We start from the raw sequence: 14121 nt of genomic DNA, 5'->3' as shown, positions 1-14121 counted from the left end.
CTTTTGCGACAAACAGCGCGTCCGCTGGGTAAACAGTGACGGTGAAGCGTTCCCGCAAGACCCCCGGGCCGAGCAGATGGGCCCGCGCGCGTGCCCGGTACCGATGGCTGGACCACATCGCGCGCGCCACCAACCGGTACATCGACTACGGCGGCTACCACTACGTCGCGTCGATCACCTACTTCAGCCTGCTCTCGCTGGTGCCGATCCTGATGCTGGCGTCGTCGGCGGCCGGGTTCGTGCTCGCGACGCAGCCGCATCTGCTGGACGCGCTGGTCCGCGGCATTTCCGGTTCGCTGCCCGGCCCGATCGGCTCGCAGGTGTCGTCGATCCTGACCGGGTTCGTGGAGCAGCGCACCGGCGTCGGGGTCGCCGGTCTGGTCGTCGGCCTGTACTCCGGCTGGAACTGGATGAACGCGCTGCGGGACGCGCTCACCGCGATGTACGGCCAGAACCGGTCGGAGGGGCCGCTGCTGCGCACGATCCTGATGGACGTGCTGGCGTTGCTCGGCCTCGCCGCGGCGCTGCTGGTGTCCTTCGGGATCTCGGTGTCCGGCACCGCGGTCGGCCGGTCGCTGCTCGGGCTCGTCGGCGTCGAGGACACGAGCTGGGGACACAATCTGCTTTCGTTCGTCTCGGTGCCGCTGGCGCTGCTCGCCGACTGGATGGTGTTCCTGTGGGTGCTCACCCGATTGCCGCGGGAACGCGTCGGCTGGCGCAGCGCGATGCGCGGCGCGGTCGCCGCGGCGATCGGCTTCGAACTGCTCAAACTGGCCGGCGGGTTCTACCTGAACCTGATCAGCAAATCGCCGTCCGGCGTGGCGTTCGGTTCGGTGATCGGTCTGCTGTTCTTCATCTCGCTGATCGCCCGGATGCTCATCTACATCACGGCCTGGACCGCCACCGCCCGCGACGCACCGCGCAAGCCGGTCCAGCCCCCGGCGGCGACGCAGCTGCGGCCGATCATCGCGCCCAAGCAGAACAGCGGCAAAGCGGCGCTGCTGGGCGCTGTCGTGGGCGCGTTGGGGACGTTGTTCGCGTTGAGGAGGCGTCGGAAGGGGTCGTGAGTGGCAATCCCGGTTAGAACCGGGATTGCCACTCACGAGGGCTTAGCTGCCCCCACGACCCACATGCTGAAGTACTGCGAGCCGCCGCCGTAGGCATGTCCCATCGCGACCCGGGCACCGTCCACTTGGTACTTGCCCGCGCGGCCCATCACCTGCTTCGCCGCTTCGGAGAACCGCAACATCCCGGACGCCCCAATGGGATTCGACGACAGCACGCCGCCCGACGGGTTCACCGGCAACCGCCCGCCGATCGCCGTATCGCCGGCTTCGGTGATCTTCCAGCCCTCTCCTTCGGCAGCGAAGCCGAGGTTTTCCAGCCACATCGGCTCGAACCAGGAGAACGGCACGTAAATCTCCGCGACGTCCACTTCGGACAGTGGATCGGTGATGCCCGCGTCGCGCCACAACGCCGCTGCCGCGTCGCGACCGGCTTGCGGGCTGACCTGGTCGCGTCCGGCGAACGTCGTGGGCTCGGTCCGCATCGCGGTCGCGTGGATCCAGGCCGCGCCGCCCGGCACGGCGTCCCCGGCGGCTTCGTCGCCGAGCACCATCGCGCAGGCGCCGTCGGAGGACGGACATGTTTCGTCGTACCGGATCGGGTCCCAGAGCATCTGTGACGCCTGCACCGATTCGACCGTGATGTCCGCCTGCTGCAAATGCGCGAACGGATTCAACGCGCCATTGCGCCGATCCTTCGCCGCCACGATCGCCCCGATGTGCTCGGGCGCGCCGGAACGGCGAATGTAAGACCGGACGTGCGGCGCGAAGTATCCGCCGGCCCCAGCACCGACCGGCATCTGAAACGGCGGCAGGATCGAAAGACCCCACATCGCGTTCGACTCGGACTGCTTCTCGAAGGCCACCGTGAGCACGCGCCGGTGCACGCCGGACTGGATCAGCGAAGCCGCGACCAGCGCGGTCGATCCGCCGACCGAACCCGCGGTGTGCACGCGGATCAGCGGTTTCCCGTTCGCGCCCAACGCGTCCGAGAGGAACAGTTCGGGCATCATGACGCCCTCGAACAGGTCCGGCGCCTTGCCGATCACGACGGCCTCGATGTCGTCCCAGCCGACCTGGGCGTCCGCCATCGCACGGTCGATCGCTTCGCGGAGCAGACCGGCCATCGACACGTCGGTGCGCTTCGCGCGGTGGTGCGTCTGCCCGGTTCCGAGCACCGCGGCGAGCTGTTTCGTCATCGTGCCTCCAGCACGGCGAGGAGGTTCTGCTGTAGGGCAGGTCCGCTGGTCGCGTGGGCGAGCGTCTTCGCCGCCTCGCCGCGATGGATCCGCGCGGCTGCTTCGCCGATCCGCGCGAGACCAGCGGAGAACATCGGATTCCCGGTGAGCGCGCCGCCGGACGGGTTGATCCGGACGCTGTCGTCAAGCTCGAGTTCGCGGCGCAGGACGAGTTCCTGGTGCGTGAACGGCGCGTGCAATTCGGCCAGTTCGACGCCGTCGAGATCGAGCCGGGCGGCCGCCGCGGCGGTGGAGGGGGAGCGCGTGAGGTCCCGCGCGCCGAGCACGGGCGAGTCGATCCGATGCTCCAGCCCGGAAATGATCGCGGGCCGCTCCACGAGGTCGCGGGCTCGTTCCTCCGACGCCAGAATGATCACCGACGCGCCATCCGTCACCGGCGCGATGTCATGCGCGCGAAGGGGATCGGCGACATACGGAGTGTCGAGCAGCTCGGCGGCGTCCACGGTTCCGGACAGCTGCGCGGCCGGATTGTTAGCCGCGTCTGCCCGGGAACGGGCGGCGACTTCGGCCATGTCCTTTTCGGACCAAAGCCCGCCCTCGAGGCCCAATCGGGCCTGCAGTCCGGCGATCGCCAGCGAGTCCGGCCACAGTGGAGTGACGAGGTACGGGTCGAGCTGCATCGCCATGACCCGGCGGAGCTGTCCGGCGCTGGCCTTGCCGAAGCCGTACACGAGCGCGGTGTCGACCTCGCCGGTGCGGATCTTCAGCCATGCCTCATACAGCGCCCAGGCGGCGTCCATTTCCACATGGGACTCGTGGATCGGCGGGAACGCGCCCAGCGCGTCCACCGCGGCGATGAACGAAAACGCGCGCCCGGCAAGGTAATCCGAGGAGCCAGAGCACCAGAATCCGATGTCTTGTTTGGACAGTCCGGTGGCGGCGAAGGCTTCGGCGAGGATCGGCACGAGCATTTCCACGCCGTTGGTGGTGCCCTCGGTCTTGCGGACGTTGGGCGCCTGCGCGAAACCGGCTACGGCTACTTCAGGCATGGTTCCTCACAGGTGGTGGGCGAAGGTCTCGTACGCGGCGTCCGGCTCGCCGGTGGGTTCGAAGTGGCTGATGTTCTCCAGCGACGTCCACCATTCCTCGCGCGGCCGCCAGCTGGCGCGCACGCGCATGCCCATCCGGACCTCCTCGGCGGCGCAGCCGAGCACCAGGTGCAGGAACGCGATGTCGGCGCCGTCGAGCAGGATGTAGGCCGCGACGTACGGCGGTTTGATCCGCTGGCCGAGGAACGGCACGTTGACGATGCAGAACGTCGTGACGATGCCGGTGTCAGGCAGTTCCACCTCGTCGGTGGTCGGCACGCCGTCGACCGGGCACGCGCCGCGCGGCGGGATGTACACCTTGCCGCATTCCGGGCAGCGCTGGCCGAGCATCCGGCCCTCGGCGAGACCGCGCAGGTACCGGCTTTCCTCCGGCGACGCCGAATGCTGGTATTTCAGGTGCACCGGCGTGATGATCACGCTGACCGGTGCGCCGTCTTCGCGTTCCGCCACCGGAGGCGGAGCCTCGGTGGGCGTGGTGTCCGGCGCGTCCGCGGGCAGGAAGTACGCGATGTCGCGGATGTGGCCGACCGTCTCGTCAGCCCATCGCACGCGCACGCGCTGTCCAATGTGGACATTGTCCGGCGAGCCGGCGTCGAGCGCGTGCAGCAGGCTGGTGTCCGCGCCGTCGAGTTTCACCAGCACCCAGGCGAACGGGCGCGACAGCGGCTGGCCGTCGAGCGGATCCGCGCACCAGGACCAGGAAACCACTGTGCCTTCGCTGGCGACTGGGACGAACTCCGTCAACGGGTCCGCGGTGGCCGGGTCGTACTCGACCGGCGGCACGTGCACACGGCCGTCGCTGCCGCGCACGCCTTCGATCCGGCGTTCGCGCAACGCGTTGACGAACCGGCCGAGCACCGGGCCGGTCGAACGGGTGTAGTCGAAGCCGACGTTGAGCGGCGCCGACAGAGGGGCATCCGAAACCGTCACGGCTCCGAGTGAAACACGTTCTCGAATCCGAGGCAAGGAACCTGTTGTGTCTATGTGGAACGCGTTCTAGATTTGAAGGATGGACCTGGGACTGTGGACCATCGCCGCGGCCGAGCCCGCCCGGGTGGCGCTGGTGGATCCGGACGGGCGGGAAATCACCTACGGCGAACTGACCGCGAAAGCCAACCGGTACGCCTCGGGGCTGCGCGAGCTGGGACTGGGCGTCGGCGACGCGGTGGTGCTGCTGCTGCCGAACGGCGACGACCTGGTCGCGGCGCACTTCGCGGCGATCCAGACCGGGCTGTACGTGGTGGTGGTGAACTGGCATCTCGTCGGACCGGAGGTGGCATACATCCTCTCCGACAGCGGAGCCAAGGCGTTTCTGGCGCACGAACGGTTCGCGGACGTCGCGGTGGCGGCGGCCGACGAGGCCGGACTGCCCGCGTCGGCGCGGTTCGCCGTGGGGTCGGTGCCGGGCTTCCGTCGTGTCGAGGAGTTGGGCGCGGGGCTCGGGGACGGGCGGCCGGACAACCGGACCGCGGGGTCGCCGATGCTCTACACCTCGGGCACGACCGGGCGGCCCAAGGGCGTCAAGCGGCCGTTGACCGGAGCGGATCCGGATCAGGTGCCCGCCGCGTCGACGTGGTTCTTCGGAGTGTTCGGGTTGCGGCCGTTCGACGATCACGTGCATTTGTGCGGGTCGCCGCTGTATCACACGGCGGTGCTGAATTTCGTGGCTATTTCGCTGCAGCTGGGGCATGCCGCGGTGCTGATGGACCGGTGGGACGCCGAGGAAATGCTGCGGTTGATCGAGCGGCATCGGGTGACGCACAGCCATATGGTGCCGACGCAGTTCCGCCGCTTGCTGGCTTTGCCGGAGGAGGTGCGCACGAAATACGACCTCAGTTCGCTGCGCGTGATGATTCACGGGGCCGCGCCTTGTCCGCTCGAGGTCAAGCGGAAGATGCTCGAGTGGTGGGGGCCGGTGGTCACCGAGTACTACGCGGCGACCGAGGGCGGCGGGACGGTGATTTCCGGCGAGGACTGGCTGCGGAAGCCGGGGTCGGTCGGGTTGCCGTGGCCGGGGTCGACCATTCGGATTCTCGACGACGACGGGAACGAAGTGCCGACCGGCGAGACCGGCACGGTGTACATGAAGATGGGCGACTCGAAGTTCGAGTACCACCGCGACAAGGCCAAGACGGAGAAGGCCCGGGTCGGGGATCTGTTCACGTTGGGTGACGTCGGGCATCTGGACGAGGACGGGTATTTGTTCCTGCACGACCGCAAAGCAGACATGATCATTTCCGGCGGGGTGAACATTTACCCGGCGGAGATCGAGGGAGAACTGGTGATGCATCCGAAGGTGGCCGATGTGGCCGTGTTCGGGGTGCCGCACGAGGATTGGGGCGAGGCGATCAAGGCGGTGGTGCAGCCTGCCGAGGGGGTCGAGGGGTCGGCTGAGCTGACGGCTGAGTTGCTTGCTTATGCGGAGACTCGGTTGGCTCGGTTCAAGTTGCCTCGGTCCGTCGATTACTTGCCGGAACTGCCTCGGGATCCGAATGGGAAGTTGTACAAGAGGAAGCTGCGGGAGCGATACGTGTCGTGAAGGTGGGCCACCACCCCTCAGCCGGGTGGGCTGAACGTCGGTGAGGGGCACCCTGGGTTCCCTCAGGGTGCCCCTCACCGACAGTGGTCAGCGGCCTTGGAAGTTCGGCTTTCGTTTTTCGGTGAAGGCTTTCGGGCCCTCTTTCGCGTCCGCGGAGGCGAAGACTTCGATGCCGTACTTCGCGTCCAGTTTGAAGGCGTCTTCCTCGTGCATGCCCTCGGTGTCGCGGATGGTCTTGAGGATCGCGCGTATCGCGAGCGGGCCGTTGTCGTTGATCAGTTCAGCGAGTTCCAGCGCGCGAGTCAGCGCCTGACCGTCGGGGACGACGTGGCCTACCAGTCCGATGTCGCGGGCCTCCGCGGCGGTGATGTGCCGGCCGGTGAGGAGGAGGTCGGCGGCGACGGTGTACGGGATTTGCCTGGGCAGCCGCACGGCTGAGCCGCCCATCGGGAACAGGCCCCAGCGGGGTTCCGAGACGCCGAATTTCGCGCTTTCCGCGGCCACCCGGATGTCCGTTCCCTGCAGGATTTCCGTGCCGCCCGCGATGGCCGGGCCTTCGACGGCGGCGATCAGCGGTTTGGTCAGCCGACGGCCCTTCAGCAGGCCTTCGATGCGGCTCGGGTCGAAGGAGCCGTTCGAGAAGGATTTGTCGGGAGCGTTGCGGGACATGGATTTCAGGTCCGCGCCCGCGCAGAACGCGCCGCCGGCGCCGGTGAGGACGCAGCTGCGCACCTGGTCGTCGGAATCCACCCGGTCCCAGGCCTCGACCATGATCGAGAGCATTTCGCCGGTGAGGGCGTTGCGGGCTTCCGGACGGTTCATCGTCACCACGAGCGTGTGGCCTTCGAGGCTGACGAGTGCGTGGGGTTCGGCCACCGGGGCCTCCTTCTCAGCTGGCCGGGGTCATTGCCCAGAACGATAACATGTTCTACTTTGGGTGCGTGGCACTCAACATCGCGGATCTACTCGAGCACGCCGTCGACGCCGTGCCGGAACGCGTCGCGGTCGTGTGCGGACCGCGCCAGGTCACCTTCGCGCAACTGGAGAAGCGCGCGAACAAGCTGGCGCACCACCTGGCCGCGCACGGCGTGGGACCCGGCTCCCACATCGGTGTCTATTCCCGGAACTCCATCGAAGCACTGGAAGCCATGTTCGCCGCGTACAAACTGCGCGCGATCGCGGTGAACGTGAACTACCGCTACGTCCACGGAGAGCTCCGCTATCTGTTCACCAACGCCGACCTGGTGGCGCTGGTGCACGAGCGGCGCTACTCCGACCGGGTGGCGGCGGTGCTGCCGGAAACGCCAAAACTGAAACACGTTGTAGTCGTCGAGGACGGTTCGGACACGCCGTACGAGACCGGCGTCGAGTACGAGGCGGCGCTCGCGGCCGAGTCGGACGAACGCGACTTCGGCGAGCGCAGCGCCGACGATCTGTACATCCTCTACACCGGCGGCACCACCGGTTACCCCAAAGGGGTGCTGTGGCGGCACGAGGACATCTGGCGCGCGCTGGGCGGCGGCATCAACTTCGTCACCGGCGAGTACGTGCCGGACGAATGGACGCTCAGCGAACAAGGCAAATCGGGTTCGCTCGTGCGGTTGCCCGCCGCGCCGCTGATCCACGGGGCGGCGCAGTGGGCCGCGTTCGGCGCGCTGTTCACCGGCAGCCCGGTGGTGTTCGTCCCGCAGTTCGACGCGCACGACGTGTGGCGCGCGGTGCAGGAGCACAAGGTGCAGGTGCTGACGATCGTCGGCGACGCGATGGCGCGGCCGCTCGTGGACGCGTACCGCTCCGGCGATTACGACGCGTCGTCGCTGGTCGCGGTGTCGAGCCACGCGGCGCTGTTCTCGCATTCGGTGAAACAGGAATTCCTGGAGATGCTGCCGAACGTCGTGATCACCGACGCGATCGGCTCGTCGGAGAGCGGATTCACCGGAATCGGCATGGTGGGCAAGGATTCCGACCATTCCGCCGGGCCGCGAGTGAACTTTGGCAAGGACGCCATCCTGCTGGACGACAACGGCGAAGTGGTCGAACCGAAACCCGGAGCGGTCGGTTTGATCGGCCGCCGCGGCCACGTCCCGCTCGGCTATTACGGCGATCCGGAGAAAACCCGCACTATTTTCACTGAAGTGGACGGCGTCCGCTACGTCGTGCCCGGCGATTACGCGCGCTACGAGGAAGACGGCACGGTTACCTTGCTGGGCCGGGGATCGCAGTGCGTGAACACCGGCGGCGAAAAGGTGTATCCGGAAGAAGTCGAAGGCGCGCTGAAATCGCACCCGGACGTTTTCGACGCATTGGTCATCGGCATCCCGGACGACCGGCTCGGCCAGCGCGTCGCCGCCGTCGTCCAGCCGAGGCCCGGCGTGAAACCGGATCTGGCCGCGCTGGAAGCGCACGTGCGGACCGAGATCGCCGGGTACAAGGTGCCGCGGACGGTGTGGCTGGCCGAGGAAATCGGCCGCTCGCCGAGCGGGAAGCCGGACTATCCGTGGGCCCAGCGGTACGCCGCCGAACACGAACCCGCCTAGGAGGGCGCATGCGCACATCGTTGTGCGACCGGTTCGGCATCGAGGTGCCGATCTTCGGATTCACCCCGTCGGAGCACGTCGCGGCCGCGATCAGCCGCGCGGGCGGCATGGGCGTGCTGGGCTGCGTCCGGTTCAACGACGCCGCCGAACTCGACGCGGTGCTGTCCTGGATGGACGAAAACACCGACGGAAAGCCTTACGGCGTCGACATCGTGATGCCGGCGAAGATCCCTTCCGAAGGCACCCAGACCGACCTGAACGAGCTGATCCCGCCGGGCCACCGGGCGTTTGTCGACAAAGTGCTGAAGGATCTCGCGGTCCCGCCGCTGCCCGACGACACCGACGAACGCGCCGGGGTGCTGGGCTGGCTGCACTCGGTCGCCCGGTCCCATGTGGACGTCGCGCTGAACCACCGGATCAGCCTCATCGCCAACGCACTGGGCTCGCCTCCGGTCGACGTGATCACCCGCGCGCACGACGCGGGCGTCCCGGTGGCGGCCCTGGCCGGAAAGGGCTCGCACGCCGCCCGGCACGTCGACAACGGCGTGGATCTCGTTGTCGCGCAAGGACATGAGGCAGGCGGCCATACCGGCGAAATCGCGACCATGGTGCTGGTCCCGGAAATCGTCGACGCCGTCGGCGACCGCGCCCCGGTGCTGGCGGCCGGAGGAATCGGCTCCGGCCGCCAGGTCGCCGCCGCACTGGCTTTGGGAGCTTCGGGCGCGTGGATGGGCTCGTACTGGCTCGCGACGCGGGAATACCTCCAAACGATGCCCGAATCGGAGGCAATGCAAAACGCACTGGTCGCGGCGACTTCCGCGGACACCGTCCGCACGCGGATCTACACCGGCAAACCCGCCCGCCTGCTGAAAACCCGCTGGACGGAAGCCTGGGCGGCGCCGGACGCGCCGGAACCGCTGCCGATGCCGCTGCAGAACCTGCTGGTTTCCCATGCCCACAACCGAATCCACGCCGCCGCGGACCCGTCGGTGGTGTCGATGCCGGTGGGCCAGATCGTCGGCAGGATGGACCGGGTCCGCCCGGTGGCCGAGGTGATGGCGGATTTGGTGGAGGGGTTCGAGGAGACTGTTTCCCGGTTGGACAAGATCCGCTGAGGTTCAGCCGAGGCGCTGAGCTTCAGCCGAGGCGCTGCTTGATGAACAGGGCGGCCCGGTCCAGGGCTTGCCCTGCTTCGTCGAGCGTGTCGGTGAAGGTCTGGAACACGTGCGGGACGTCGGCGGTGATGTCGAGGATCACGTCGACGTCTGCCTCGCGGGCGCGTTCTGCCAGCCGGACCGCGTCGTCCAGCAGGACTTCGTTCGAACCGACCTGCAGGAGGATCGGCGGGAAGCCGGTCAGGTCGGCGTGGACCGCCGGGGCGAGGAGCGGCTGGGCGGGGTTCGCGCCGGCCAGGTACAGCTGGCCGGTCTTGCTCAGGCTTTCCCTGGTGAAGAACGGGTCGGCCTCCTCCTTGGTCACCATCGACTTCCCGGAATAGGTGTGGTCGAGGCCCGGTGAGAACGCGACGATCCCGGCGGGCAGCGGGAGTCCCGCGTCGCGGGCGGCCAAGGTGGTGGTCACGGACAGGCCGCCACCCGCGGAGTCGCCGGCGAAGACGATCGAGGACGGGTCGTGGTCCTCCAGCAGGCTGCGGTAGGCGGCGACGCCGTCTTCGATCCCGGCCGGGAACGGGTGCTCGGGGGCGAGCCGGTAGTCCAGCGAGAGCGCGCGGATTCCGGTGCGCAGGACCAGATTCGCCGTCAGTGCCATCGCCGTGTGCGGCGAGCCCAGCGAGAACGAGCCGCCGTGGAAGTACAGGATCGTGCCCGGCCGCGGGTCTCTTGGCGGCTCGACGAGGACGGCTGGCCGCCCGGCGAGCGTGGTCGGAGTTTCGCGATGGTCGGTCGGCACCGGGTACTGGCTCATCAACGCGGCGAACCCGGCGCGCATCTGGTCGATCGTAGTCGCCGCGGGCCGCTCCGGCGCCTGCCGCAGCTGCTCGGCGATCGCGCGGCGCTGTTCCCTGCTCATCTGCTCTCCTGAGAATTCTTGGGAAGTATATTCCGTGGCATGTAATGCTAGACTATATGCCATGGAAGGTACTTCGGCAAACGGGCAGCTCTTCGACCATCTGGTGCGCTGCGAGACCCGGATCTACAACGCGGTGAGCGACGGTCTCAAGGCCGAGCACGGGATCGGCGCGGCGCAGTTCGAGTTCCTGCAGTACCTGGCGCGGCATCCGCGGTCGCGGGTCGCGGACCTCGCGGTGAACTTCGCCATCGGGATCGGGGCGACCAGCAAGGGCATCGACCGGCTCGAAACGCGGGGGTGGGCGCGCCGGGTGCCGAATCCGGAGGACCGGCGGTCGTCGCTGGTCGAGCTGACGCCCGCCGGACGCGAGCTGGCCGAGGCGATGGAGAAGACGTTCCGGGCCCAGCTCGACGAGCTGATCGGCTCGGTGGCGGGGGAGGACCGGCTCGCGACGGTGACCGCGGTGCTCGCCGAGCTGCGGGGGGCGCTGGAGGAGCGGAACGTCGGGCTTCCCGCGGGTTAGGTTCCTGGTTCCGGCGGCGCGTTTCGCACTTGCTCGCCGGAAGCGCGGAGTGGTGGGGATCCGGCTGCTCCTGCGGTTTCCCGGCGCGGGACCTTGCGCGGCTTACTGCGCCTCGGCGCGCCTGTCCTGCGTTCGGCGATGGGATCCGCACGGTGGGGAGCCTGCTCGGGTTGGCTGCCCGGTCGCGGTTCCCGCCGCCCGGGGTGCCGTGTTGGTCGGCGGTAGCCGCATTCCCGCGCACTAAGGACCCCGCTTCGGGTTGGTTGCCCGGCCGCAATTCCCGCCGCCCGGGGTCCCGCGTTGGTCGGAGGTGGCGCATTCCCACGCGCTAGGGGTGTCTGCTTCGGGTTGGCCGCAGTACCGCCGCCCGGGGTGCCGTGTTGGTCGGAAGTAGCCGCATTCCCACGGGCTAGGGGAGCCTGCGTCGGATCGGTTGCCCGAGCGCAGTTTTCCGGTGCCCGGGGGTGCCGCGTTGGTCGGCGGTAGCCGCATTCCCGCGCACTAAGGAGCCCGCTTCGGGTTGGTTGCCTGTCCGCAGTTCCAGGTGCCCGGGGTGCCGTGTTGGTCGGAGGTAGCCGCACTCCCGCGCAATGAGAAGCCCGCTTCGGGTTGGCTGCCTGGCCGCAGTTTCCGGCACTCCGGTCCCGCGTAGTTCGGCATCAGCCGCACTCCCGCCCACTGGCGCCGCGCAGGCCTGCCAACGACATGGCCTCGCGCCCTTCGCTTCAGTCCCACCCTCCACATGCGGCTCCCACGCCGAGAAACGCCGCCCAAGCCGAGCACGGAACCCCTCGGAGTCCCGTGCCCGGCTCGGCAAGCAGGGGGTCAGAGCTTCCCGGCCGCCTCGGCGATGTCGGAGGCGAACGTGCTCACCTCGGTGTACACGCCGGGTGCGTGGGGCCGGGCGCAGCCGTCGCCCCAGCTGACGATGCCCACCTGGATCCAGTCGCCTGCTCCGTCGCGGCGGAACATCGGGCCGCCGGAGTCGCCCTGGCAGGTGTCGACGCCGCCGGTGTCCAGTTTGCCCGCGCAGAGTTCCGCGTCTGGCTTCAGGTCTGCGTAGTCGCCGCCCTGGGCCTGGCACGTCGAATCGTCCACGAACGGGACCTCGGCCTTCAGCAGGTAGCGCTGCTGCGCGCCGCCTTCCTTGGCCGCGCCCCAGCCGGCGATGGTGAACGTGCCGGAGTTGTAGTCGGCGTTCTTCGCGATCGGCAGCGTCGGGATGCCGCTCACCGGGCTCGCCAGCTTGATCAGCGCCCAGTCGCCGCCGGTGGAGTCGTACGTCGGGGAGCGGTAGACGTAGCTCGAGCGCACCTTCTTCGCGCTCGAACTCTGCAGATCGACCACGCCGAGCGTCGCGGTGATCGACGAGTCCGCTCCGGTGCGGTCGACGCAGTGCGCGGCGGTCAGCACGATCTGGTTCGCGTACAGCGCGCCGCCGCAGCCCATCGAAAGCCGGACCATCCACGGGAATTCCCCTTGGCTGGCGCGAGTTCCGCCGACGACCTGAGGCTCCGCGCCCGGCGACGGCGGCGTCGACGCCACGGCGGGCGTCGCGAATCCGGCGGCGGCCGCGAGGGCTGCCGCGCCTGCCAGTACTCGCGTGAGCATGCTGAAGTTTCGCTTGTCGGCCAAGGGGATGGTCCTTCCGGTGTCCACTGTGGAGCTTCCGCTCCCGGGGGCGGGGAGGTGTCGTGCGGTGACCAAACGACTACACCAGAGCCGCGGTAAGTGGACAACCAACTTTCTTCGGATCTTTCGGATTCTTCACCGGATCCGGCAGATTACGGCACCGGCGACGAAGGTAAAAAGCAGCCTTGACCTGCGGATGTGCGCTTATCGGAGCAGTCGGGTCGCGGCGGAGCGAGGGGGACTTTCGCGCACCGCGCCGGGAGCAGGACTCAGCGCGCGACCACCTGGCGGCGCACGAAGTACGCCGCCACGCCCAGTCCCAGCACCAAACACCCGCTGAGCACCGAGGCGAGAGGCAAGCTGAACGCCAGCACCGCGCACCCCGCCAATCCGCCGGCCGCGACCACCTTCGGCGCGGCCCCCTCGTCCCGGCGAAGCGTCAACGCGGAAGCATTCGCCACCGCGTAATAAGCGAGCACCGCGAAGGACGAAAACCCAATCGCACCACGCAAATCCGTCGTCGTAGCCAACACTGCGACCACTGCGCCCACCGTCAGCTCCGCCCGGTGCGGCACCGAAAACCGAGGATGCACCGCGGCCAGGAATCGCGGCAGATGCCCGTCCCGAGCCATCGCGAGCGTCGTCCGCGAAACGCCCAGCACCAAGGCCAGCAACGAACCCGACGCGGCCACCACGGCCCCGGCCCGAATCACCGGCGACAGCCACGGAACGGCTGAAGCGAGCGGATCGGGACTCGCCCCGATCCCGTCCGGCCCCAAGGTCACCAGCAGCACCACCGCCACCACGGCGTATCCCACGAGCGTCAGTCCCAAAGCGAGCGGAATGGCCCGCGGAATGGTGCGCGCCGGGTCGCGGACTTCCTCGCCAAGCGTGGCCAGCCGGGCATAACCGGCGAACGCGAAGAACAGCAAACCGGCCGCTTCGAGGATTCCGCCGCCGTGAAACGGGGTCCACGGCGAAACGTGCGGGCCGGACAATCCGAAAACCGCGAACAGGGTGAGCACCACGAGGGTGAGGCAAACGATCACCCGGGTCGCCAAAGCAGATCGATGCACGCCGAGACAATTCACGCCGGTGACCACTCCGATCACGCCCACCGCGAGCAAACTCCGCCAGGGCTGACCGAGTCCGGGCGCGGCGTACGCGACCACGGTCAGCGTCATCGCCGCGCAGCTCGCCGTTTTCCCGGCGACGAATCCCCACCCCGCCAAGTATCCCCAAAATTCACCCAGGCGAGCGCGTCCGTACACATAGGTGCCACCTGATTCCGGATACCGCGCGGCGAGCCGGGCGGAAGAAGTCGCGTTGCAGTAAGCGACCAACGCCGCCACGGCGAGCGCGGGCAGCAATCCCGAACCTGCGGCGCGCGCGGCCGGGGCGAACGCGGCGAAAACGCCGGCGCCGATCATCGAACCGAGTCCGATGAAAACGGCGTCGGCGAGGCCGAGCCTGCGGGCCAAAGGCAT

The 14121-nt window shown here is 68.5% G+C and carries 12 protein-coding genes; 5 read left to right on the top strand and 7 right to left on the bottom strand.

What is annotated here, in order from left to right:
* The first annotated feature begins 35 nt into the window (after positions 1-35).
* Positions 36-1067, top strand: coding sequence for a YhjD/YihY/BrkB family envelope integrity protein (locus F9C12_RS11615; RefSeq protein WP_409465867.1), 1032 nt, complete (start codon positions 36-38; stop codon positions 1065-1067).
* A gap of 32 nt (positions 1068-1099) precedes the next feature.
* On the opposite strand, the gene F9C12_RS11610 is transcribed toward F9C12_RS11615, so the two are convergent.
* Genes F9C12_RS11610 through F9C12_RS11600 form a run of 3 tightly spaced genes read right to left on the bottom strand, consistent with a single transcriptional unit; the run spans position 1100 to position 4302 of the window.
* Complete coding sequence (locus tag F9C12_RS11610) at positions 1100-2263, bottom strand: thiolase domain-containing protein (RefSeq protein WP_409465866.1); 1164 nt, start codon at positions 2261-2263, stop codon at positions 1100-1102.
* Positions 2260-3312 (bottom strand): thiolase domain-containing protein, encoded by a 1053-nt coding sequence (locus tag F9C12_RS11605; protein ID WP_409465865.1) that lies wholly within the window; start codon positions 3310-3312, stop codon positions 2260-2262. Before F9C12_RS11605 ends, F9C12_RS11610 begins: the two co-directional genes overlap by 4 nt.
* 6 nt (positions 3313-3318) lie before the next feature.
* Entirely contained in the window at positions 3319-4302 is a 984-nt protein-coding gene (locus F9C12_RS11600) for a Zn-ribbon domain-containing OB-fold protein (RefSeq protein ID WP_409181982.1), read from the bottom strand.
* A 79-nt stretch (positions 4303-4381) separates the two neighbouring features.
* On the opposite strand from F9C12_RS11600, the gene F9C12_RS11595 reads away from it, so the two are divergent.
* Positions 4382-5911, top strand: a complete 1530-nt coding sequence (locus F9C12_RS11595) for an acyl-CoA synthetase (RefSeq protein ID WP_409465864.1) — start codon at positions 4382-4384, stop codon at positions 5909-5911.
* A gap of 87 nt (positions 5912-5998) precedes the next feature.
* On the opposite strand, the gene F9C12_RS11590 is transcribed toward F9C12_RS11595, so the two are convergent.
* Positions 5999-6787: a crotonase/enoyl-CoA hydratase family protein gene (locus F9C12_RS11590; RefSeq protein ID WP_409465863.1), complete on the bottom strand. Its 789-nt coding sequence runs from the start codon at positions 6785-6787 to the stop codon at positions 5999-6001.
* Positions 6788-6852: 65 nt separating this feature from the next.
* Here F9C12_RS11590 and F9C12_RS11585 point away from each other — a divergent pair, with 65 nt between their 5' ends.
* The gene (locus F9C12_RS11585) at positions 6853-8448 is read left to right on the top strand and encodes an acyl-CoA synthetase (protein WP_409465862.1); all 1596 of its coding nucleotides are present in this window, start codon (positions 6853-6855) and stop codon (positions 8446-8448) included.
* A gap of 8 nt (positions 8449-8456) precedes the next feature.
* Positions 8457-9563, top strand: coding sequence for an NAD(P)H-dependent flavin oxidoreductase (locus F9C12_RS11580; RefSeq protein ID WP_409465861.1), 1107 nt, complete (start codon positions 8457-8459; stop codon positions 9561-9563).
* A gap of 22 nt (positions 9564-9585) precedes the next feature.
* Here F9C12_RS11580 and F9C12_RS11575 read toward each other — a convergent pair whose 3' ends face one another.
* A complete protein-coding gene (locus F9C12_RS11575) occupies positions 9586-10479 on the bottom strand; it encodes an alpha/beta hydrolase (RefSeq protein WP_409465860.1) in 894 nt (297 codons plus the stop codon).
* 61 nt (positions 10480-10540) lie between these two features.
* On the opposite strand from F9C12_RS11575, the gene F9C12_RS11570 reads away from it, so the two are divergent.
* On the top strand, positions 10541-11002 hold the full coding sequence (locus tag F9C12_RS11570) for a MarR family winged helix-turn-helix transcriptional regulator (RefSeq protein WP_409465859.1): 462 nt from the start codon (positions 10541-10543) through the stop codon (positions 11000-11002).
* Positions 11003-11827: 825 nt separating this feature from the next.
* Here the strand turns inward: F9C12_RS11570 and F9C12_RS11565 are convergent.
* Together F9C12_RS11565 and F9C12_RS11560 are read right to left on the bottom strand one after the other, a co-directional pair.
* A complete protein-coding gene (locus tag F9C12_RS11565; protein ID WP_409465858.1) occupies positions 11828-12637 on the bottom strand; it encodes a S1 family peptidase in 810 nt (269 codons plus the stop codon).
* 266 nt (positions 12638-12903) lie between these two features.
* Complete coding sequence (locus tag F9C12_RS11560) at positions 12904-14121, bottom strand: APC family permease (protein WP_409465857.1); 1218 nt, start codon at positions 14119-14121, stop codon at positions 12904-12906.

Source organism: Amycolatopsis sp. GA6-003 (assembly GCF_046267895.1).
GTDB lineage: Bacteria > Actinomycetota > Actinomycetes > Mycobacteriales > Pseudonocardiaceae > Amycolatopsis.
The sequence above is the reverse complement of the archived record's forward strand: the minus strand, read 5'-3'. Positions and strand labels throughout refer to the sequence as shown.